The sequence below is a fragment of the Ruegeria sp. YTSC004 genome (assembly GCF_059609805.1).
Genome location: NZ_JBXWMJ010000015.1, coordinates 1 through 18009, shown reverse-complemented (window position 1 = coordinate 18009; position 18009 = coordinate 1). Strand labels below are relative to the sequence as shown.

General features: G+C 55.7%; 19 protein-coding genes and 1 tRNA gene. 10 read left to right on the top strand and 10 right to left on the bottom strand.

Going from position 1 to position 18009, the window contains the following annotated elements; all coding sequences use genetic code 11:
- Positions 1–2 precede the first annotated feature (2 nt).
- Both AC2FFP_RS20520 and tviB read left to right on the top strand, forming a co-directional pair.
- Complete coding sequence (locus AC2FFP_RS20520; RefSeq protein ID WP_496780817.1) at positions 3–1016, top strand: NAD-dependent epimerase/dehydratase family protein; 1014 nt, start codon at positions 3–5, stop codon at positions 1014–1016.
- A 13-nt stretch (positions 1017–1029) separates the two neighbouring features.
- Positions 1030–2313, top strand: a complete 1284-nt coding sequence (gene tviB / locus AC2FFP_RS20515) for a Vi polysaccharide biosynthesis UDP-N-acetylglucosamine C-6 dehydrogenase TviB (protein WP_496881464.1) — start codon at positions 1030–1032, stop codon at positions 2311–2313.
- 43 nt (positions 2314–2356) lie between these two features.
- Here the strand turns inward: tviB and nqrF are convergent, their stop codons facing one another.
- From nqrF to AC2FFP_RS20485, 6 genes are read right to left on the bottom strand one after another with little or no spacing between them, the layout of a single operon-like run.
- Complete coding sequence (gene nqrF / locus AC2FFP_RS20510) at positions 2357–3580, bottom strand: NADH:ubiquinone reductase (Na(+)-transporting) subunit F (protein ID WP_058272099.1); 1224 nt, start codon at positions 3578–3580, stop codon at positions 2357–2359.
- Positions 3581–3590: 10 nt separating this feature from the next.
- Positions 3591–4199, bottom strand: coding sequence for an NADH:ubiquinone reductase (Na(+)-transporting) subunit E (nqrE, locus tag AC2FFP_RS20505; protein WP_010441340.1), 609 nt, complete (start codon positions 4197–4199; stop codon positions 3591–3593).
- Positions 4199–4852 carry an NADH:ubiquinone reductase (Na(+)-transporting) subunit D gene (locus tag AC2FFP_RS20500; protein ID WP_058272101.1) on the bottom strand — a complete coding sequence of 218 codons (654 nt, stop codon included), beginning with the start codon at positions 4850–4852 and terminating at the stop codon, positions 4199–4201. Before AC2FFP_RS20500 ends, nqrE begins: the two co-directional genes overlap by 1 nt.
- Positions 4852–5667 (bottom strand): Na(+)-translocating NADH-quinone reductase subunit C, encoded by an 816-nt coding sequence (locus AC2FFP_RS20495; RefSeq protein WP_496734630.1) that lies wholly within the window; start codon positions 5665–5667, stop codon positions 4852–4854. The genes AC2FFP_RS20500 and AC2FFP_RS20495 overlap by 1 nt, the downstream gene beginning before the upstream one ends.
- A complete protein-coding gene (locus AC2FFP_RS20490; RefSeq protein ID WP_109311030.1) occupies positions 5660–6868 on the bottom strand; it encodes an NADH:ubiquinone reductase (Na(+)-transporting) subunit B in 1209 nt (402 codons plus the stop codon). The genes AC2FFP_RS20495 and AC2FFP_RS20490 overlap by 8 nt, the downstream gene beginning before the upstream one ends.
- Positions 6869–6873: 5 nt before the next feature.
- On the bottom strand, positions 6874–8217 hold the full coding sequence (locus tag AC2FFP_RS20485; protein ID WP_496770064.1) for a Na(+)-translocating NADH-quinone reductase subunit A: 1344 nt from the start codon (positions 8215–8217) through the stop codon (positions 6874–6876).
- A gap of 288 nt (positions 8218–8505) precedes the next feature.
- Between AC2FFP_RS20485 and AC2FFP_RS20480 the strand changes: the two genes are divergently transcribed.
- The 8 genes from AC2FFP_RS20480 (at position 8506) to AC2FFP_RS20445 (ending at position 14529) form a co-directional block, all read left to right on the top strand.
- Positions 8506–9621 carry a THUMP domain-containing class I SAM-dependent RNA methyltransferase gene (locus AC2FFP_RS20480; RefSeq protein ID WP_496881455.1) on the top strand — a complete coding sequence of 372 codons (1116 nt, stop codon included), beginning with the start codon at positions 8506–8508 and terminating at the stop codon, positions 9619–9621.
- A gap of 94 nt (positions 9622–9715) precedes the next feature.
- Positions 9716–9792: transfer RNA gene (locus AC2FFP_RS20475), tRNA-Pro, on the top strand.
- A 157-nt stretch (positions 9793–9949) separates the two neighbouring features.
- Positions 9950–10942 (top strand): site-specific integrase, encoded by a 993-nt coding sequence (locus tag AC2FFP_RS20470; RefSeq protein WP_496881454.1) that lies wholly within the window; start codon positions 9950–9952, stop codon positions 10940–10942.
- Positions 10943–11156: 214 nt separating this feature from the next.
- Positions 11157–11378 carry a hypothetical protein gene (locus AC2FFP_RS20465; RefSeq protein WP_496881453.1) on the top strand — a complete coding sequence of 74 codons (222 nt, stop codon included), beginning with the start codon at positions 11157–11159 and terminating at the stop codon, positions 11376–11378.
- Positions 11375–11974 (top strand): hypothetical protein, encoded by a 600-nt coding sequence (locus tag AC2FFP_RS20460; RefSeq protein WP_496881452.1) that lies wholly within the window; start codon positions 11375–11377, stop codon positions 11972–11974. Before AC2FFP_RS20465 ends, AC2FFP_RS20460 begins: the two co-directional genes overlap by 4 nt.
- Entirely contained in the window at positions 11964–12884 is a 921-nt protein-coding gene (locus AC2FFP_RS20455; RefSeq protein ID WP_496881451.1) for a DNA-primase RepB domain-containing protein, read from the top strand. The genes AC2FFP_RS20460 and AC2FFP_RS20455 overlap by 11 nt, the downstream gene beginning before the upstream one ends.
- Positions 12885–13141: 257 nt before the next feature.
- Positions 13142–14041 (top strand): hypothetical protein, encoded by a 900-nt coding sequence (locus tag AC2FFP_RS20450; RefSeq protein WP_496881450.1) that lies wholly within the window; start codon positions 13142–13144, stop codon positions 14039–14041.
- Positions 14038–14529: a hypothetical protein gene (locus AC2FFP_RS20445; protein WP_496881449.1), complete on the top strand. Its 492-nt coding sequence runs from the start codon at positions 14038–14040 to the stop codon at positions 14527–14529. The genes AC2FFP_RS20450 and AC2FFP_RS20445 overlap by 4 nt, the downstream gene beginning before the upstream one ends.
- Before the next feature lie 229 nt (positions 14530–14758).
- Here AC2FFP_RS20445 and AC2FFP_RS20440 read toward each other — a convergent pair whose 3' ends face one another.
- The 4 genes from AC2FFP_RS20440 to AC2FFP_RS20425 all read right to left on the bottom strand — a co-directional run bounded on the left by AC2FFP_RS20440 (position 14759) and on the right by AC2FFP_RS20425 (position 17880).
- Positions 14759–15151, bottom strand: a complete 393-nt coding sequence (locus tag AC2FFP_RS20440) for a hypothetical protein (protein WP_496881448.1) — start codon at positions 15149–15151, stop codon at positions 14759–14761.
- Positions 15152–15502: 351 nt separating this feature from the next.
- Positions 15503–15748, bottom strand: coding sequence for a hypothetical protein (locus AC2FFP_RS20435; RefSeq protein ID WP_496881447.1), 246 nt, complete (start codon positions 15746–15748; stop codon positions 15503–15505).
- A 355-nt stretch (positions 15749–16103) separates the two neighbouring features.
- A complete protein-coding gene (locus AC2FFP_RS20430; RefSeq protein ID WP_496881446.1) occupies positions 16104–16766 on the bottom strand; it encodes a hypothetical protein in 663 nt (220 codons plus the stop codon).
- 826 nt (positions 16767–17592) lie between these two features.
- On the bottom strand, positions 17593–17880 hold the full coding sequence (locus AC2FFP_RS20425) for a hypothetical protein (RefSeq protein WP_496881445.1): 288 nt from the start codon (positions 17878–17880) through the stop codon (positions 17593–17595).
- Between the last annotated feature and the right edge of the window lie 129 nt (positions 17881–18009).

The window sequence follows — 18009 nt, the reverse complement described above, 5'->3', positions numbered from 1 at the left end:
AAATGAAGCACGTTCTGGTAACGGGTACAGCGGGTTTCATCGGGTTCCATCTTGCGAAACTGCTGCTTTCGGAAGGATTCCGGGTGCACGGCTATGACGGGATGACCGATTACTATGATGTCGCGCTAAAAAACCGCCGGCATCAGATGCTGCTGCAAAACCCTGGGTTTTCCGTCACCGAGGATCTGTTGGAAAATCACGAAAAGCTCAAGCAGGTTGGTGATGAGTTTCAACCTGACGTGATCGTGCACCTCGCTGGTCAGGCAGGCGTGCGTTACAGCTTGGAGGATCCGCGCAGCTATATCGACTCGAACATTGTCGGCACGTTCAACGTGATGGAAGTTGCACGCGAACATAATGTTGAACATCTTTTGATGGCCTCAACATCGTCGGTCTATGGCGCGAATGAGGTTATGCCCTTTACCGAGGTTGAAAAGGCCGACACGCCTCTGACCATCTATTCGGCGACCAAAAAGGCCAACGAGGCCATGGGGCATTCCTATGCGCATCTTTGGAACTTGCCCACGACGATGTTTAGGTTCTTCACTGTCTATGGGACCTGGGGACGCCCTGACCTGGCACTGTACAAGTTTGTGGATGCCATTCTGGATGACCGTCCGATCGACATCTACAATCATGGCGACATGTATCGCGATTTTACCAATGTGGATGATCTTGTCCGCGGAATCCGGCTGTTGATCGACAGCCCGCCCGCGCGCCCCGACAGCGCAGATGACATCGAAGAAGGCGACAGCCTTTCGCCCGTGGCGCCTTGGCGCGTGGTTAATATCGGTAACGGCGACAAAGTGCGCCTGTTGGATTTTGTAGAGGCGATTGAAGAAGCTGTCGGCAAGAAAGCAGTCAGAAACTATATGCCCATACAGATGGGCGATGTCCCGGCCACCTGGGCCGATACCGATCTGTTGCAGCGGTTAACCGGGTATCGTCCACAAACCGATTTCAAGGTCGGGATTGCCCAGTTCGTGGAATGGTTCCGCGACTATCATGGAAAATGAGCTGATTTCCCGAATGTTCGAAACAAACCCCAATTCCCGTAGAATTGCCGTCATCGGCCTGGGTTATGTCGGCCTGCCACTGGCAGTGGCATTTGCCGGGACTGGTCCGGTCATTGGGTTTGATATCAATGCCGAACGCATTGACGCGTTGCGCGCGGGGCTGGACAACACTCAGGAAGTAGAACGCGAAAATCTGACCGCTGCGACAGGTTTGATCTTTACTTCGGAACCTACCGATCTGGCGGGATGTGACACCTTTATTGTGACGGTTCCAACGCCAATCACGGCGGGCAAACAACCGGATTTGTCGCCCTTGCTAAGTGCGTCCGAGACGGTCGGACGTGTTTTGAAAAAGGGTGACTTGGTGATTTACGAGTCCACGGTTTATCCAGGTGCAACCGAGGAAGACTGTGTGCCTGTCCTCGAGCGGGTTTCAGGACTTAAATTCAACATGGATTTCTTTGCCGGATACAGCCCAGAGCGGATTAACCCCGGTGATAAGGCCCATCGGATCTCGGACATTTGCAAGGTGACCTCGGGTTCAACCCCCGAAGTTGCCGATTTGGTAGATGCGCTTTATGGCCGGATTATCGCGGCGGGTACGCACAAAGCGGAAAGCATCCGCGTGGCCGAAGCCGCGAAAGTTATCGAAAACACCCAACGCGACCTGAACATCGCGCTGGTCAATGAATTGGCGATGATTTTTGGACGCCTGGGCATTGATACTGATGCCGTTTTGCGCGCAGCTGGCACCAAGTGGAATTTTTTGCCATTCCGTCCTGGCCTGGTCGGCGGACACTGCATCGGCGTCGATCCTTATTACCTGACACATAAGGCAGAGGCGGTCGGCCATCATCCACAGATCATTCTGGCTGGGCGACGCCTGAACGACAGCATGGGCGGCTATGTCGTGTCGCAACTGGTAAAGCGGATGACCCGCGTCGGGATTGACGTAGGATCGGCGCGCGTGCTGGTCATGGGGCTGACATTCAAGGAAAACTGCCCGGATCTGCGCAACACAAGGGTCGTCGATATCATAGACGAACTTAAGGATTACGGTATGGAGGTCGATGTGCACGACCCGCACGCCGATGCCGCCGAAGCGTTGGCCGAGTATGGTATTTCCCTTGTCGTCACCCCCAATGAACGCGCCTATGACGGCGTCGTTTTATCCGTCGCACATCAGGAATTCCTAGATGTCAAACCCGCGCAAATCAGAGCGTATGGAAAAGACACAAGCGTGGTCTTCGACGTTAAGTCGGTTCTACCGATAGAGGCCAGCGACCTTCGTCTTTAAGCACAAAAGAAAACCGGCGCTATAAGCGCCGGTTCTTTGTTTCTTACCCGCCGAAATCGTCGAGCATGATGTCTTCGCGGTCCACACCCAGATCCAGCAGCATGTTGATGACCGACTGGTTCATGATTGGTGGGCCACACATGTAGAACTCGCAGTCCTCAGGCGCAGGGTGGTTCTTGAGATATTCTTCGAACAGAACGTTGTGGATAAAGCCGGTGTAGCCTTTCCAATCGTCCTCTGGCTGCGCATCCGACAGGGCTACGTGCCATTCGAAGTTGTCGAATTCCTCGGCCAGAGTGTCGAAATCCTCGACAAAGAACATCTCTTTCTTGGACCGTGCGCCGTACCAGAAGCTGATTTTGCGGTCGCGATTTTCCAGACGCTTGAGCTGGTCGAAGATGTGGCTGCGCATGGGCGCCATACCGGCGCCACCGCCGATAAAGACCATCTCTTTCTGGGTGTCGCGGGCAAAGAATTCGCCGAACGGGCCCGAGATGGTAACCTTATCACCCGGTTTCAGGTTGAAGATGTAGGACGACATCTGACCCGCTGGGATACCCTCGGAACCAGGAGGTGGCGAGGCAACGCGGACGTTCAGCATGATCATGCCTTTTTCGTCCGGGTAGTTGGCCATTGAATACGCGCGCTCGATCGGTTCGTTCACAACCGATTCATACTGCCACAGATTGAAGCGGTCCCAATCTTCGCGGTATTCCTCTTCCACGTCGAAATCAGTGTATTTCAACGCATGCGCAGGGGCTTCGATTTGGATGTATCCGCCAGCGCGGAAATTCACGTCCTCGCCCTCGGGCAGATCCAGCGTCAGCGCTTTGATGAAGGTTGCGACGTTTTCGTTCGAGCGAACCGTGCATTCCCATTTCTTGACACCAAAGACCTCTTCAGGAACTTCGATGTCCATGTCCTGCTTGACCGCAACCTGACAGGACAAGCGGTCGCCGCAGGAGGCTTCGCGCTTGGTGATGTGGCTTTCTTCGGTAGGAAGGATTGAACCACCGCCTGAATGCACACGCACACGGCACTGCGCACAGGTGCCACCACCGCCGCAGGCAGAAGGCACAAACAGCTTTTCGGCCGCCAATGTCTGCAGCAATTTGCCACCTGCGGGAACGGAGATGGTTTTTTCGCCGTTGATTGTGATGTTCACATCGCCGGTCGATACCAGTTTCGAACGGGCGGCCATGATGAGGGCCACCAAAGCGACAACGATCAGGGTGAAAAGGACGACGCCCAGGCTAAAAGTTTCCATTCGTCCCTCCTTACAGCTTCACGCCCGAGAAAGACATGAAGGCCATAGCCATCAGTCCCGCGGTGATGAAGGTGATGCCAAGACCCTGCAAACCATCCGGAATGTCCGAGTACTTCAGCTTTTCACGCACACCAGCCATCGCAGTGATCGCCAGCGCCCAACCAAAGCCCGAAGACAGACCATAGGTGGCGGCTTCGGCGAAGTTATAATCACGCTCGACCATGAACAGCGATCCACCCAGAATGGCGCAGTTCACCGTGATCAGCGGCAGGAAGATCCCCAGCGCGTTGTAGAGCGGCGGGAAATACTTATCCAAAACCATCTCGAGGATCTGCACCATCGCCGCGATCACGCCGATGTAGGAAATCAGACCAAGGAAGGTCAGGTCCACATCAGGGAAACCCGCCCAGGCCAACGCGCCGGGCTTCAGCAGATAGCTGAGCAGCAGGTTGTTCGTGGGAACGGTGATCGCCTGCACAACCATCACCGAAATACCCAGACCCAGCGCAGTCGAGATCTTCTTGGACACGGCGATGAATGTACACATCCCGAGGAAGAAGCTGAGCGCGAGGTTTTCAACAAAGATGGCCTTTACGGCCAGTGAAATCAGACCTTCCATCAGTGGGCCTCTACCTGCTGAATTTTGTATTCACGTTCTTCGACCTGGTTCGGCTTCCATGTGCGGAAGGCCCAGATGATCAGGCCGATGATAAAGAACGCGGACGGCGGCAGCAGCAGCATGCCGTTGGGCACGTACCAGCCACCATTGTTGACGGTCTCCAGAATGGTGACGCCAAACAGCGACCCGTTGCCGAACAGTTCGCGAATGAAGCCAACAAGCAGCAGGATCAGACCGTAGCCCATTCCGTTGCCCAGGCCGTCAATGAAGGACGCGACGGGCGGGTTCTTCATCGCAAATGCTTCGGCGCGGCCCATCACGATACAGTTGGTGATGATCAGGCCGACAAAAACCGACAAGGTTTTGGAAATCTCAAAGGCGTAAGCCTTGAGAACCTGATCCACCAGGATCACCAGCGAGGCGATGATCACCATCTGGACGATAATCCGGATCGAGCCCGGGATCTGGTTGCGCAGGCATGAGATGAAGAAGGACGAGAACGAGGTCACGAAGGTAACCGCCAGCGCCATCACGAAGGAAACCTGCAGCGAAGAGGTTACCGCCAGTGCCGAACAGATACCCAGCACCTGCAGTGTGATCGGGTTGTTGTCGACAAGCGGGTCGACCAGCATCTCTCTCTTGGTCTGGGACATCAGAACTCTCCTGCTTGCAGTTTGGCCAGGAACGGAGCGAAGCCCGCATCACCCATCCAGAATTTCACCAGGTTATCAACGCCAACCGAGGTCAGCGTGGCACCGGCCAGCGCATCTACATAAAAGTCGGGGCCAGCGGCAGGTTGCGACTTGGATACTGTGATCTGCAGATCACCGGCATCATCCCGCAGCTTCTTGCCGTTCCACAACGCTTTCCAACGCGGATTGTCCACTTCGGCGCCAAGACCGGGGGTTTCGCCGTGCTGGTAAAATTGCAGGCCGTAGATATCGTTGCCGTTGTTTTCCAGCGCGATAAAGCCATAGAGCGTCGACCACAGACCGTAGCCGTGCAGCGGCAGGATCACCTTGTCCAACTCGCCGGATTCGTCGCGCAGCAGGTAGACAACACGGTACAACGCCTTGCGACCGATACCAGCCGGGTCATCGTCCAGTGCGACACTCAGCTCTGGATCGCTTGCGGCGGCCAGATCGTCGAATGTTGCGGGATCGAACCGGTCGTCGACGAACTCACCCGTCGAAAGTTCAACAACGTGCGGCTCGAATGCGGCGAACGCCTCAGACACGTCGGTGCCGGGTTCATAAACACCAGCTACCTGCAGAACGTTGATCTGCTTGTCCTTCAGCGCGTTGGCTTCCTGGACCGGGCGCAGGCTAACGGCTGCGGCTGACACGACCATCGAGGCCACCAGACAAACGGCGACGGCGATAAAGATCGTTTTACCGACCGAGTCCGGCGAGGCCGCCAGAAACTTGGCAATCGCGCCCTTGGGTTCTGGGGATTGCGTATCAGACATGGCGACGCGCCCTCCGTTTGATGTTTGCCTGAACGACGAAGTAGTCAATCAGCGGTGCAAAGACGTTACCGAACAGGATTGCCAGCATCATGCCTTCGGGGAAAGCGGGGTTCACCACACGGATCAACACAACCATGATACCGATCAGAGCACCGTAGATATACCGGCCCATGTTGGTATGGCTGGCTGAAACGGGCTCGGTCACCATGAAAGCCAGACCGAAAGCGTAACCACCGACGACGACGTGCCAGTACCATGGCATCGCGAACATCGGGTTGGTATCCGACCCAATGAGGTTAAACAGCAGCGTCAGACCTATGGTCCCAGCCAGACAGCCGACAATCAGTCGGAAATTGGCGATGCGGGTCGTTAGCAGGAATGCCAGACCGATCATACAAGCCAGCGTTGATGTTTCACCAAAGCTGCCCTGCATCTGACCAAGAAATGCATTCCACCATGTCAGCCCCTCGGTGGCCAACGCCTGATATCCTTCTGAGGCGGATACCGACAGAGCTGTCGCGCCTGAAAAGCCATCAACCGGGGTCCAAACCGTGTCACCTGACATGTTCGCCGGATAGGCAAAGTACAGGAACGCACGACCGACGAGTGCTGGGTTCAGGAAGTTCTTGCCAGTGCCACCAAAGACTTCTTTACCAATTACCACCCCGAAGATGATGCCCAACGCAACCTGCCAAAGTGGCGTAGATGCGGGCAAGATTAGCGTGTAAAGCATGGAAGTTACGAGGAAACCCTCGTTCACTTCATGGCCGCGAACAGTCGCAAAGATGACCTCGAAGATACCGCCTGCAACCAGAGTGACGATGTAAATCGGCAGGAAATACATCATCCCGTGCATCACATTGGCAAAGATGCTGGCGGGGTTCAGCGAGATACCGAACATCTGCAGAATGGCGATCCGCCAGCCAGTGGCTGAATCGGGTCCAAGCGCGGCAATGGCCGAGTTCGCCTGAAAGCCGGTATTGTACATTCCCCACAGGATACAGGGGATCGTGGCGATCACGACATAAGTCATGATCCGCTTCATATCCACGTAGGACCGCGCATGGGGTGCAACGGAGGTTACGGTTTTCGGAGTGTAGATGAAGCTTTCGACCATCTCGTAGATGGGGAAATACTTCTCGTACTTGCCGCCTTTGGTAAAGTTCGGCTCGATCCGGTCAAAGAAGTTGCGCAAACCCATTCGGATCAGCCCTCCTTTTCAATCTTTGTCAGGCAGTCGCGCAGCGCCAGCCCATATTCATATTTCGCCGGACAGGCAAAGCCGATAAGGCCAAGGTCCTCTTCGTCCAGCTCCAGCGCACCCAGCGCCTGTGCAGTATCGGTGTCCATTACCAGCAAAGCGCGTAGCAATTGCGTCGGCAAATAGTCCTGCGGCATCAACTGTTCGAACGTACCGGTCGGCACCATTGCACGGCGTCCGCCATTCAGATTGGACGTGAATGCAAACAGCTTCTTGGCAAAGGCCGAGCCGAGAACTGGCTGAACCGCGTATTTCGACGGCATCGGAAGAATCCAGCCCAACGTATGCTGATCATGGTCTTCGCGGATGATGCTGATCTGGCGCGCGAAACGGCCCAGGTAGGCTTGTGGCCCCTCTGCATGGCGGCCCGACAGGATCGAGCCTGAGATCACACGGGCAGTCCCGTCCACATTAATTTCGTCGCGGGTCAGATCATCAGTCGATGCCCCCATGACAGTGCGGATCAGGCGGGGCTGACGCGCGCCGGGGCCTGAAAGGGCAACCACGATGTTCGGATCCAGATGACCCGTTTGCATCAGACGACCAATCGCGATGACATCCTGATAGCCAATTGTCCAAACCTGCTTTTCGCCGGCCAGTGGCTCAAGGAAGTGGATGTGGGTTCCAGCCAGGCCTGCGGGGTGCGGTCCGGAAAATGCTGCGGCTTCAACACCCGGAATGTCGGCGCCCGGCAGGGCTGCGCCCTCATTTTGGCACAGATACGTCTTGCCATCGGTCAGCTTGGCAACTGCGCTCAAGCCGACAGCAAAGGCGTCACCCGCATCCTGGATAATGATCTCGGCATCAGCGGCCAGAGGCTCACTATCCATCGCGGTCACAAAAATTGCTGTGGGCTTGGTACCCGGTGCGGGCATCTTGGAATAGGGCCGCGTGCGGAAAGCGGTCCACAGGCCAGCCGCACATAGACGTTCGGTCACGCCCTCGGCGGTATCGGCGTCGCCCACAGCCGAGAAATCCAGACCTGTGTCGTTGACGTCCGAGACTTCGATCACGACGCTCTGCAACACCCGACGCGCACCACGGTTGATGGCCACGATCTTGCCGCTGAGCGGGGCGACCATCATCGCCACGGGCACGTCCTTGTGGCAAAACAACGGTGTGCCCCGCTGAACCTCTTCACCCTCTTGAACCAGCATGCGCGGTTTCAGGCCCAGATAATCAGCCCCCAAAACCCCGACAGACCTGAATTCAGGACCCGGTTGGATCGTCTGCTCTGGCGTGCCTTGCACCGGCAGCTCCAACCCTTTTTTCAGTTTGAAAGTTTGCATGTCGCTACTGTCTTCCAAGCCTCTTTCCTGCAACACATCGTTCCCACCACTGCATAGTGGCACAAAACGATCTGTATGTGGGAGCCTGTGAGCAAAAAAGGCGCATGGCACCTGTTTTCATTCCAAGCTTCGTTTTGATCACGGTCCCTTTACGCGGGGATGTTGCCAAACGCAAACCCGTTGCCGCCTAAATTGCCGATATTTTGTCAAATTAACTTGAAGGGCTGCATTTTGGACCTGTTGAAATTGCATATCGCACCCGCAACACTTCCGGTGTAAGCACCCGGGATGGAACTAAACAACGATTTTGAGATATTTCTGGTCGCAACGCCGGGTCTTGAAGCCCCGCTGCATGCTGAAGCGGTCGAACAAGGATTCGCAGATGCAAAGCCCGTACCCGGCGGCGTCACCAGTCGCGGAGGCTGGCCTGAAGTCTGGCGCGCGAACCTGTGTCTGCGTGGCGCGAACAAAGTTCTGGTGCGACTGGGCGGGTTTCCCGCAGTTCATTTGGCACAACTGGATAAACGGGCCCGAAAATTTCCCTGGGCCGATTTTTTGCGCCCCGATGTGCCGGTCAAAGTCGAAGCGACAAGTCGCAAGTCCCGAATCTACCATGCAGGGGCCGCCCGGCAACGTATCGAAGTGGCAATTTCGGAAACGCTGGGCGCACCGGTTTCATCTGATGCGGCCGTACGCGTCCTGGTGCGCATCGAAAAGGACCTGTGCACATTTTCGATCGACAGTTCCGGCGAGCCATTGCACAAGCGGGGTCACAAACCGGCTGTCGCCAAAGCGCCGATGCGCGAAACGATGGCCGCGATGTTCCTCCGAGAGTGTGAATTTGATGGGTCCGAGCCAGTTCTGGACCCGATGTGCGGCTCTGGCACCTTTGTCATTGAAGCCGCCGAAATCGCGCTGGGGCTGCGTCCCGGCCGTTCCCGCAGCTTTGCATTTGAAAATCTACCGAGTTTTGACCCCGACGTCTGGTCCTCAATGCGCCAACAGCAGCCTACGGCCAAACCGGACGTGGTTTTCCATGGCTCGGACCGCAATAGCGGAGCGATTGAGGCCTCGACCAAAAATGCTGACCGCGCCGGGGTTGCCGATCTCACCATGTTTCAAACGCGCTCGGTCAGCGACATAAAACCCCCGTCAGATTCTGCGGGTCTTGTTATTGTCAATCCACCCTATGGTGCCCGGATCGGGGATGAAAAACGCCTGCGATCCGTTTACGGCAGCTTGGGCAAGGTACTGCAAACCAAGTTCAAGGGCTGGCGTGTTGGTATCGTGACAAGCAACGCAGGCCTAGCTCGATCAACCCGTCTGCAGCTGTTGCCCCCGGGGCCAATTGTGGACCACGGCGGCACCAAAATCCGACTGTATCGAACCGGTGTGCTGGACTGACCTGATGTAGGGAAACGACGAAGGCAATTCGCACAAACGGGACGGAAACCCCCTTGCACATCCAAAAATGCGAGTATAGATCACGCGCCACGGTCGGAGTGTAGCTCAGCCTGGTAGAGCACTGTCTTCGGGAGGCAGGGGTCGGAGGTTCGAATCCTCTCACTCCGACCAATGTAACTGCGTGATATGCAACAACATCTCGAAGCAGTTGCACACAACGTAAGCGCGTTGCTCGTCTGATCGCTGCACTTCCGCTGCACTCAACACGCCAACTGCACTCAATCTGCTACACCAAGCACGTCCCCTATCGCACAAGGAGAGATGCGAGATGGCGACGATCAACAAGCGACCGAGCGGCAAATGGCAAGCGACGGTGCGACGTGCAGGCCGCAGTACGAGCAAGACATTCACCAAGCGAGCCGACGCCTTGAAGTGGGCGAGAGTTGTTGAGACTGAAGCCGAACGCACTGGTATCGTGAGCCACCGCGCATTGGCAGGTGCCGATACAGCAAATGCGTTTACTTTGGCAGATGCCCTGCGTCATTTGGCAAACGAGCAAATTGGCGAACGGTGGCGGCTGAACGCACTGGCAAGAACACAGGTGGCAAAGTTGCGCATCAACGTGCTGACTGTCGATGACTTCGCACAGTGGCGTGACCAGCGCATGTTGGATGCCAAGCCATCAACTGTGGTGCGTGAGTTGTCACTTATGCAGACTGCCATCGACAGGCAGCTTGGCGAGTATGCCGACAGCACCGCAAACCCGGTACGGCACTTGAAGCGGCCACGCGTTGTTGACCGACGCGAGCGCAGACTAACAGATCATGAGTGGCAACGGTTGCTTGATGCTGCCGGTGAGTGTTTGAACCCATTGATGCGGCCCCTACTCGTGCTGGCACGCGAGACAGCGATGCGGCGAGGCGAGTTGCTGTCGATGGAGTGGTGCAACGTTGACCTTGATGCATGCACCGTGTTGCTGCCGCAGACCAAGAACGGACACGCCAGACTGGTGCCACTGTCGCCAAAAGCAGTTGGCATTCTTGCCGAGTTGCACCGTAACGATGAACGCGTACTTCCGATAACAACAAACGCGGTAAGGCTGGCTTGGCAACGGTTGCGTGCCCGTGCTGGCATTGCCGACATACGACTGCACGATCTGCGTGCGCAAGCCGCGACGGACAAGCTACTCGACGGTTGGTCAGTCGCCGAGGTGCAGGTGTTGACCGGGCATCGTGACGCCGGCGTGCTGCTCGAACGATACGCGAGACTTCGTGCGACGGACGTGGTTGCGAAGTTGCACGCAGAGCGCGTTAGGGAGTGATGCTGCGCGCACATGCATACACTGCATGTTGTGTATAACATAAAATTTGACCATCTAAAACACAATATATGGTGTTTTGAGGGCTTGATCTCGGGTCTGGGGTGGACTAGAATGGTTTCAAGTTAAAACGTAAGTCGGACCAAAGAACGCAACGTGCTATCACTTCCGTCGAAGTGGCGTTGGGGAGGCTGCAGCCAACCTGACTGGAGCAGCCATGCCGACTTTTGACGACGATATCTTCCTTACCACCATCGAACTCGCAGACCGCTGGAAGGTCAGCGCAAAGTGGCTCGCCAACCAGCGCAGCGCATGTAACTCGCCTGTGCCGTTCACCAAGATCGCAGGTGCAATACGCTATAAGCTGATCGATGTGCGTGACTACGAACGCAAGCAACGCGAAGTGCAGCCCAAGAAGCGGTCGGGAGTAATGCGATGAGCGTGCTTGAGGTCCAGTTGGCTACACTCCAAGTACATCTCGATGACCGTGCGCTACTAAACAAGATCGCTGCGCGGTTCGAACGCCTTACGGATGGCGGGTGCATCATCCTGAGCGGCAACCATGGAGACAACGGTAGACCTCAAATCGGTAGTGGCCGAAGCAAGATGCGGGTAGCTCGATTTATCGTCGCCTGCCGTGATGACCTAAACATGCGCGACGAGTGGGACACCCGGCACACATGCAACAACCGCGCTTGCGTCAACCTTGATCACCTGCGGCATGGCACAAGACAGCAGAACGCGCTTGATCGTTACGAACAGGGCACGGCGCCTGTCGGTGATCGTGCGCCAAACGTGAAACTGACCGCCAAACAAGTTTGGCAGGTGTTGGACATGGTCAACGCTGGAAGCATGTCACTGACCGATATCGCACAACGGTTCGATTGCAATCTGACTACGATCAGCAACATCAAGCACGGGCACACTTGGCTACACATCTGGGAAGCTTGGCAAGATAACGTCCACAGGTGCCCAAGGGGCGGCTCCGCCGGGGTCGAGGTTGGCTCTACGGGAGGGCAGTCTGATGGCCGCTGACTGGCGCAGATGGATTATGCGGGACGTGAAGAAAGCGCTACTTTGCAAGAGCTTCGAGATCAGACTGATCACTCAGCCGACCGACGGTACTCAAGGCCGATGCATCAAGACGTTGATACTGTCGCCGGACGAGATGATCAGCCAGTGGAAGCTGTTTGGCGGATGGTCGGCACAACGGCTGAACGTGTTCACGCGACCAGTCGGCGGTCCGATGCACGTGTTGCTAGACTTGGATACACCAGACGCGCTCGATGAAGTACTCAACCTGATGGCCTTAGACGGCATCACGCCATCGCTGGTCGTGGAGACATCGCCGGGCCATGCACAAGCGTGGTGTTCGCTTCCGGGACGTGACCACAGCGTCGAAGTTCACCGAGCGGCATGCAAGATACTGGCTGAGCGCTACGGTGGTGACCCCGGAAGTGCAAAACCATCCCAGCTCGGCAGACTTCCCGGTACTAGGAACCCGAAGCCAAGTCGCGCGTTGTCAGACGGTACACCACCCTTGGTGACTGTGAAACGCGCACGGTTTACGCCGTCACCGCGTTTACTTGCCGACGCAGAGGATCGAGCGGCGCAAGACGTGCAAGATGCCGTAGAGAGCAAAAAGCTGTGCGGTCTTGCGTCCTTCAGCGACGACCATGCCTGCCGGGAAGTCGCGGCGATGTTGGCCGAAGCGGTCTCACGGCATGGCGGTGATCGGAGCCGTGCTGACTTCGAGGTTGCGTGTGTGATGCTCCGTGCCGGTGACACGCCCGAGCATGTTGCCACGATGTTGATCGAAACCAGTGAGAAAGCCAAAGAGCGCGAGGCTCGGAAGACAGGAGCAGGTGTTCAGTACGTTCAGTTGGCTATTCAGCGGGCGATGACTGCGACCGGCATCCGTCCAATGCAGGAGGCAGAAGCTTGATGATAGCCCAGATCATCACACGGGCCGCTTGGCTACGGAAGGCCACTCAGACCATCGAGGGGATGCCAGGGCGACTGTGGCGCGGCTGGTGGTCGGGACGAAGGCTGGGGAGGGCGATCTCACGGTACAGTGGCGTGCTTCATCCCGGATCGCGGAGCCGAAAGCACGTCTGAAAAGCGAAGCAAGCGTTTCGGTGGTTGTCGCTTATTGCATAGCCCAGCTTGTCTCGATGAGCTGACGCCACAGGAGAAATATTAGTGTACAAGATCAGATCTTTACAAGCGAGCAATACGTCCGAGGCAACGACCCACCCGTGGGTCGCGCCAGAAGATGACGACCCACAGGCGGGTCGCGTACCAAGAGAGGATTTCGCCTTACCTTCGATCCATCTCGATGATGCTCTGGAACTCGCGAAGCTACGGGAAAACCGAGCCTTTCTGTTCAGCATCGACGTCGAGGTTACACCGTTGGCATGGGTAAACGGGCGACCAGCCCTGCACGAGCGGCACCGTACACCGCTGTTTCAAACGCCTAAACCAAAGCGGCTTGACGGAAAGCGAAACCGCATCCGTCCAGCTCATGTCGAACGCAGCAGTGTCGGCAAGTTGATCTTGGCCGACCAAACCCTGACTAGACACCAACAGAACAACGCACTGCGGATGATGGAGTGGTTGTTTGGTCGCATCGACAACCGGACGGGCGATGTTCGCGTGATCTGCAAAGGTACCGACGTCGGAACTTGGGAACCGCTATCCAACCGTACGGGTACGTTGATGCAGGCTTTGCATCCGTTTGGGAGGACGGGAGACATCTTCGACAAAACTGCCCGCGAAGAGATGGGCATCGCCAAGCAGCAGCACTTGCGGGATACTATCCGACTGTTGAAGAAGCACGGCATCATAAACGAAACGGTCACCACGGAAGCCAAGCGACGTGTCTGGCAGGCTGCGCCGAGACTGGCAGGAGGCAATATCTATGTACGGGCCGCGCTGCAAGGGAGGTTCGAAAACGTGGAAGCAGCCCAGCGTGTGATCGCTGATCTGCAACGAGAGTTGAACGTAGTCGGGGGTGTTGGGTCACCTCTCAAGGCGCGCGGCGATATGCCCGACGACGGATCGGTGATCGCAGAAAGGACGAGGAGGCAGCAGCAGAGATGAGCAATAGAGCAACAAGACTCAAAGACGCGGCGCAAAGTACCGCGAAAGCTAAGGAGCGGGCAGCCTTTGAGCGACTAGCGCGGATGAAGCAAACGGCGCTGACGGAAAGCTCAGTACCACTCAGCAACAACGCTGCTGCACGTGCATTAGCCGTGCTCTCGCCTGCAGCGCGGCGTTTGTTACTTGGGATGATCACTGTGCACGCGGATAGAGGCGGCGGTAGCTGCAACTTTGAAGATGCTGTTCGCGCACTGGGCGGCAGGACACTTACGTGGCGCGTTCTGGAAGAACTGCATGCTGTCGGTCTGATGCGTTTCAACGACCTCGGAAACCACGAGATGCACCCGTTGTTCGGTAGCATCGCACATCGCTTGTTTGAGTTTGGTCACGACGCAGATGGCGGAGGCACGGGTGTTGAAGCAGGCACGAACACTCCGTTGCACGATAAACGGGGCCACTTGGTCTTAGCGAGCAGTTCAATCAGCTAAGCTCGGCTACAAGCCTTGCAACCGATCCCGCCGAAGGCGTCCGAAGGGACCTGTGCAACGTCTTCGCACGACGAACGGCAAACCGCCGCAACTATTGGTGGATTGCCTGACTAAGCTATGAAAACAAGGGGCTCACACAGCCCCGATAAATGAGAAAAGGAGGCAACACTCACATGAGTGCGTACCTCCCTTGTTCTTCCCTCCAACAAAGCCCTGTAGCCTGTGGTCCTTATTCCAAGTCTTTCAATATTTGTGCTGCGCCTATCTTTGACATTGCCTCAACCTCACAATCCCACATCCACTCCTGAGCCTCTCGTGGTACTTCCGCGCGCCAAGGCGGAGTGTTGGTTTCAATGTAATCCCCCCATTCGTCGTCGGTTTCCGGGATGGTAGACGTTAGCCTATATTCAAACTCAGGTTCGTCAGCATATGGAGATGGACCCCGAAGTTCACATTTGTATCCGCTCTTGTCCTGCCACTGAAAGCTTGTCCAGCCATCCGCAACAATTGATATTTTTGCTGAGGGAAAGTTATTACTTGGCTTATCGATGACCCCAACAATACCAGCGCCTACCACGATAGCGATCACTACCGTCACAAAGATTATTACTATTCGTTTCACACATTCGCCCTGACATTGAATGGTTTGTTAGCAAGCTATCAAAAGCCTCGTGCGATAGCTCCACCCTGATGCCATGAAAGGCAAGTAAGAACGTAACCAATGGGGCAATTAGTCTCTTGTATGGGGTAGGCCTCGTAACGAACACATAGATCTTCGACTTCGAGCGAGGAAGTATCGCAACAGTCACAGTGATGCGTGTACCGGTTCAAACCTATGAAACAAGGGGATGCACACTTGTTCGTAGCTGCGAAAACCGTGCTTGGTTTCACGTAGTAACGTGGTTCTTTGCACAGTGCTGTATGCGAGTGGCGATCGTTAACTGCCCGATGCCAAGTATCGCAAGGCAACAAGCTAAGCGGCGTTCCCTTCACACGCCTCACGCATCGCTCTACCAAACATGTGCTTGATGACCCGTTCGCGCACTTCTTCGTCCTGCATGAAGATGTTCTTCATCTCTGCATCACGACCGAACGACTTGACCGCACCCATGAAATACGCCTGCTTGAACGCGTTGAAGACGGCATCAGGTGCGTTGTTGCGAAGCATCTCAGTCAAATCATCGTCCATGACATCGTGTTTGGTTGTCGATGAGAGCATCTGGTGGTCTGGCGCGGACTGCGACGTAGGCGATGACCGAGTTGCGGTTCGTTGATGATGACCTGCTAACGATAAAAGAAATGGCGAGGCATCCAACAGTTGTGCCAACCGAGGCGGCTCCAGATCTTTGTCCAGTTCAATGTTGCGTGATGGCCCATGGATGATGCTCTCCCTCTGTAGTCTGACGGTGGAGACATGGTGTGAGGTGCACGTCAAGTCTTGTTGCAGCCGTCACAGTTGTTGAGTGTGCCAGCAAAACCCAAGCTGTCAGGGGATACACACGCTTTGACCGGTGTGGCCCGTTAACAAATCTAACTCGTGTGAAGTGCGACATCGCGGTACAGTGAGCACTGCATCACCTACCGAACAGAAGTGCTCCAACAAAAATCGCGGCCATCAGAGCGTAAAAGATCAACCCTACTTTCTTGTCGCTACGCTTTTCTTCCTCCTGCTGCTTTTGAAGTCTCTCTTCAAACGCCGCGAGCTCCAACAAGATCCGATGTGTGGGCCAGTCTTGGGAGAACCTTTGACTGTAGCCACGTGTTTCTAACCAATCCCTTCTTCCCGCTTCACTAGCGTTCTTAAAATCTGGCCTCTCAGACTTCGGAAGGTACTTTTTGATGAAATCAAGCTCTTGTCGGGTCGGCGGCAAGAAATCCGCCTCCTCGGAGTGCCAAACAGTCTGGTGGCGCGAAATCAACTCCTCGATATCCTCGGGCTCATCGGCACCATAATTGTTATAGCGTTCGGGCTCGTTCCGAAGCTTTTTCTCGTAGAACTCCCTTAAAGACTGGACATTTTGGTTAAAGAGCTTCACCACCTCTGCTTCGTTATCAGCCCTAAACGTGCCATTTCCGAACTGATCCACCCAGTGATTTCGGTCGGTGAAGATGAAAACGCCATCGTGTTCGATGGCCAAACCGATGATACGGGCGTCTTTGTCAATCAGCTTGCGAAGCTGTTCCGTATTAGGCTTTGCGAACTGACTAGGTCTTCTGACCCCGTAGTACGGGTTCATACAGCAGATCCCTCACGTGCAGCGCGCATCGCCCTGTTGAAGAAGTAACCGCGAAGTATCTCCGAGATGGACCATACGAACGAACTGAGACCACTCACCTTGGGATCGGCCATCAACCCTACCTCACTGCTATATTTTGTTGTGTTGTGCCTGCGGATACACCACAGAGTTGTGTAAAGTTTACACAGTGTTGTTTTGGATGACCATACGTGCCGCTGCATGCAGCAGACTTCGTTATACGCTCCCGGTTCACATAAAGGGGTGAACGACCGACATCCCCGCGCAGAGCACAGCATCAAATACCCCATGTTTGGCTTAGGCGGGGGGGATGTTGCGCGGATAGAGGGTGGGCGGTTCAGTGCGGTACACGAGTATGTGCATTGTGGCGGAACAACCAACATCATCGTATCGTTGCTTATTTGGTCAACATCATCGACACGCGGCGCTAGTTGTTGGCTGCACTTCCGCTGCGATGCGCTGCAATCTGCTCCCATCAAGTGTAGCGGTGCCCCAAGCGGTACGTACAATGCATGTTGCAACCAGTGTCGATGCGTGCGACTGTCAACTCACTGACAACACGGACGTTCTTGCGCTTGCAGATGACGTGCAGTACGTGTCAGCGACAGACAAAAAGCCGACCAAGCACTGTCTTCGGGAGGCAGGGGTCGGAGGTTCGAATCCTCTCACTCCGACCAACAAAACAAGGCACCTGAGGGCGCCTTTGTTGTTTTGAGAGGAATCGTCGCAACGATATCCGCAACGTTTCGTTCGATAGATGTGCTCAGTTCGTTCACTACCGGCATCCACCAACTACCGAATTAGCACTTCATATCTTCCAGTCCATAATTCCCGCTGCGTTCTTAAGCGCATCTGGGCTGTAGGACCGATAGACGTTTTCCAAGGTCTCGCGCGAGGTTGCAAAATAGGCCGTGACGTCCTCCAGCGTCATGCCGTGCATGAACGCCCAGGTAACCGCAGTGTGCTTTAGGGTGTGCGGCGTCACGTCCTTAAGACCGGCCCGCTGGACAGCCGCACGAAAGGCCTTGTCGATCCGATTTATCGGCGCCCCCTTAAGCGACACCACGTGGCGCCCCTCCTGGGCCCAGGTCTTCATCTCCGCGTGGAGCGTGCCAGGCATCTTGACCATTCCCTTACGCTTCTTGGTCTGTCCGTCGTCAGGGATTTTGGGACAGATGGCGCTCTGATCTAAGAGAGGATGTGGCTCATCTGGTTGGTTTGATTA

Excerpts from the sequence above, each read along its gene's own strand:
- AC2FFP_RS20520 (WP_496780817.1), top strand. The coding sequence starts at position 3 with ATGAAGCACGTTCTGGTAACGGGTACAGCGGGTTTCATCGGGTTCCAT.
- nqrE (WP_010441340.1), bottom strand. The coding sequence starts at position 4,199 with ATGGAAGGTCTGATTTCACTGGCCGTAAAGGCCATCTTTGTTGAAAAC.
- AC2FFP_RS20500 (WP_058272101.1), bottom strand. The coding sequence starts at position 4,852 with ATGTCCCAGACCAAGAGAGAGATGCTGGTCGACCCGCTTGTCGACAAC.
- AC2FFP_RS20445 (WP_496881449.1), top strand. The coding sequence starts at position 14,038 with ATGAGCAATAGAGCAACAAGACTCAAAGACGCGGCGCAAAGTACCGCG.
- AC2FFP_RS20490 (WP_109311030.1), bottom strand. The coding sequence starts at position 6,868 with ATGGGTTTGCGCAACTTCTTTGACCGGATCGAGCCGAACTTTACCAAA.
- AC2FFP_RS20460 (WP_496881452.1), top strand. The coding sequence starts at position 11,375 with ATGAGCGTGCTTGAGGTCCAGTTGGCTACACTCCAAGTACATCTCGAT.
- tviB (WP_496881464.1), top strand. The coding sequence starts at position 1,030 with ATGTTCGAAACAAACCCCAATTCCCGTAGAATTGCCGTCATCGGCCTG.
- AC2FFP_RS20495 (WP_496734630.1), bottom strand. The coding sequence starts at position 5,667 with ATGTCTGATACGCAATCCCCAGAACCCAAGGGCGCGATTGCCAAGTTT.
- AC2FFP_RS20480 (WP_496881455.1), top strand. The coding sequence starts at position 8,506 with ATGGAACTAAACAACGATTTTGAGATATTTCTGGTCGCAACGCCGGGT.
- AC2FFP_RS20430 (WP_496881446.1), bottom strand. The coding sequence starts at position 16,766 with ATGAACCCGTACTACGGGGTCAGAAGACCTAGTCAGTTCGCAAAGCCT.
- AC2FFP_RS20435 (WP_496881447.1), bottom strand. The coding sequence starts at position 15,748 with ATGCTCTCATCGACAACCAAACACGATGTCATGGACGATGATTTGACT.
- nqrF (WP_058272099.1), bottom strand. The coding sequence starts at position 3,580 with ATGGAAACTTTTAGCCTGGGCGTCGTCCTTTTCACCCTGATCGTTGTC.
- AC2FFP_RS20455 (WP_496881451.1), top strand. The coding sequence starts at position 11,964 with ATGGCCGCTGACTGGCGCAGATGGATTATGCGGGACGTGAAGAAAGCG.
- AC2FFP_RS20465 (WP_496881453.1), top strand. The coding sequence starts at position 11,157 with ATGCCGACTTTTGACGACGATATCTTCCTTACCACCATCGAACTCGCA.
- AC2FFP_RS20425 (WP_496881445.1), bottom strand. The coding sequence starts at position 17,880 with ATGAAGACCTGGGCCCAGGAGGGGCGCCACGTGGTGTCGCTTAAGGGG.
- AC2FFP_RS20470 (WP_496881454.1), top strand. The coding sequence starts at position 9,950 with ATGGCGACGATCAACAAGCGACCGAGCGGCAAATGGCAAGCGACGGTG.
- AC2FFP_RS20485 (WP_496770064.1), bottom strand. The coding sequence starts at position 8,217 with ATGCAAACTTTCAAACTGAAAAAAGGGTTGGAGCTGCCGGTGCAAGGC.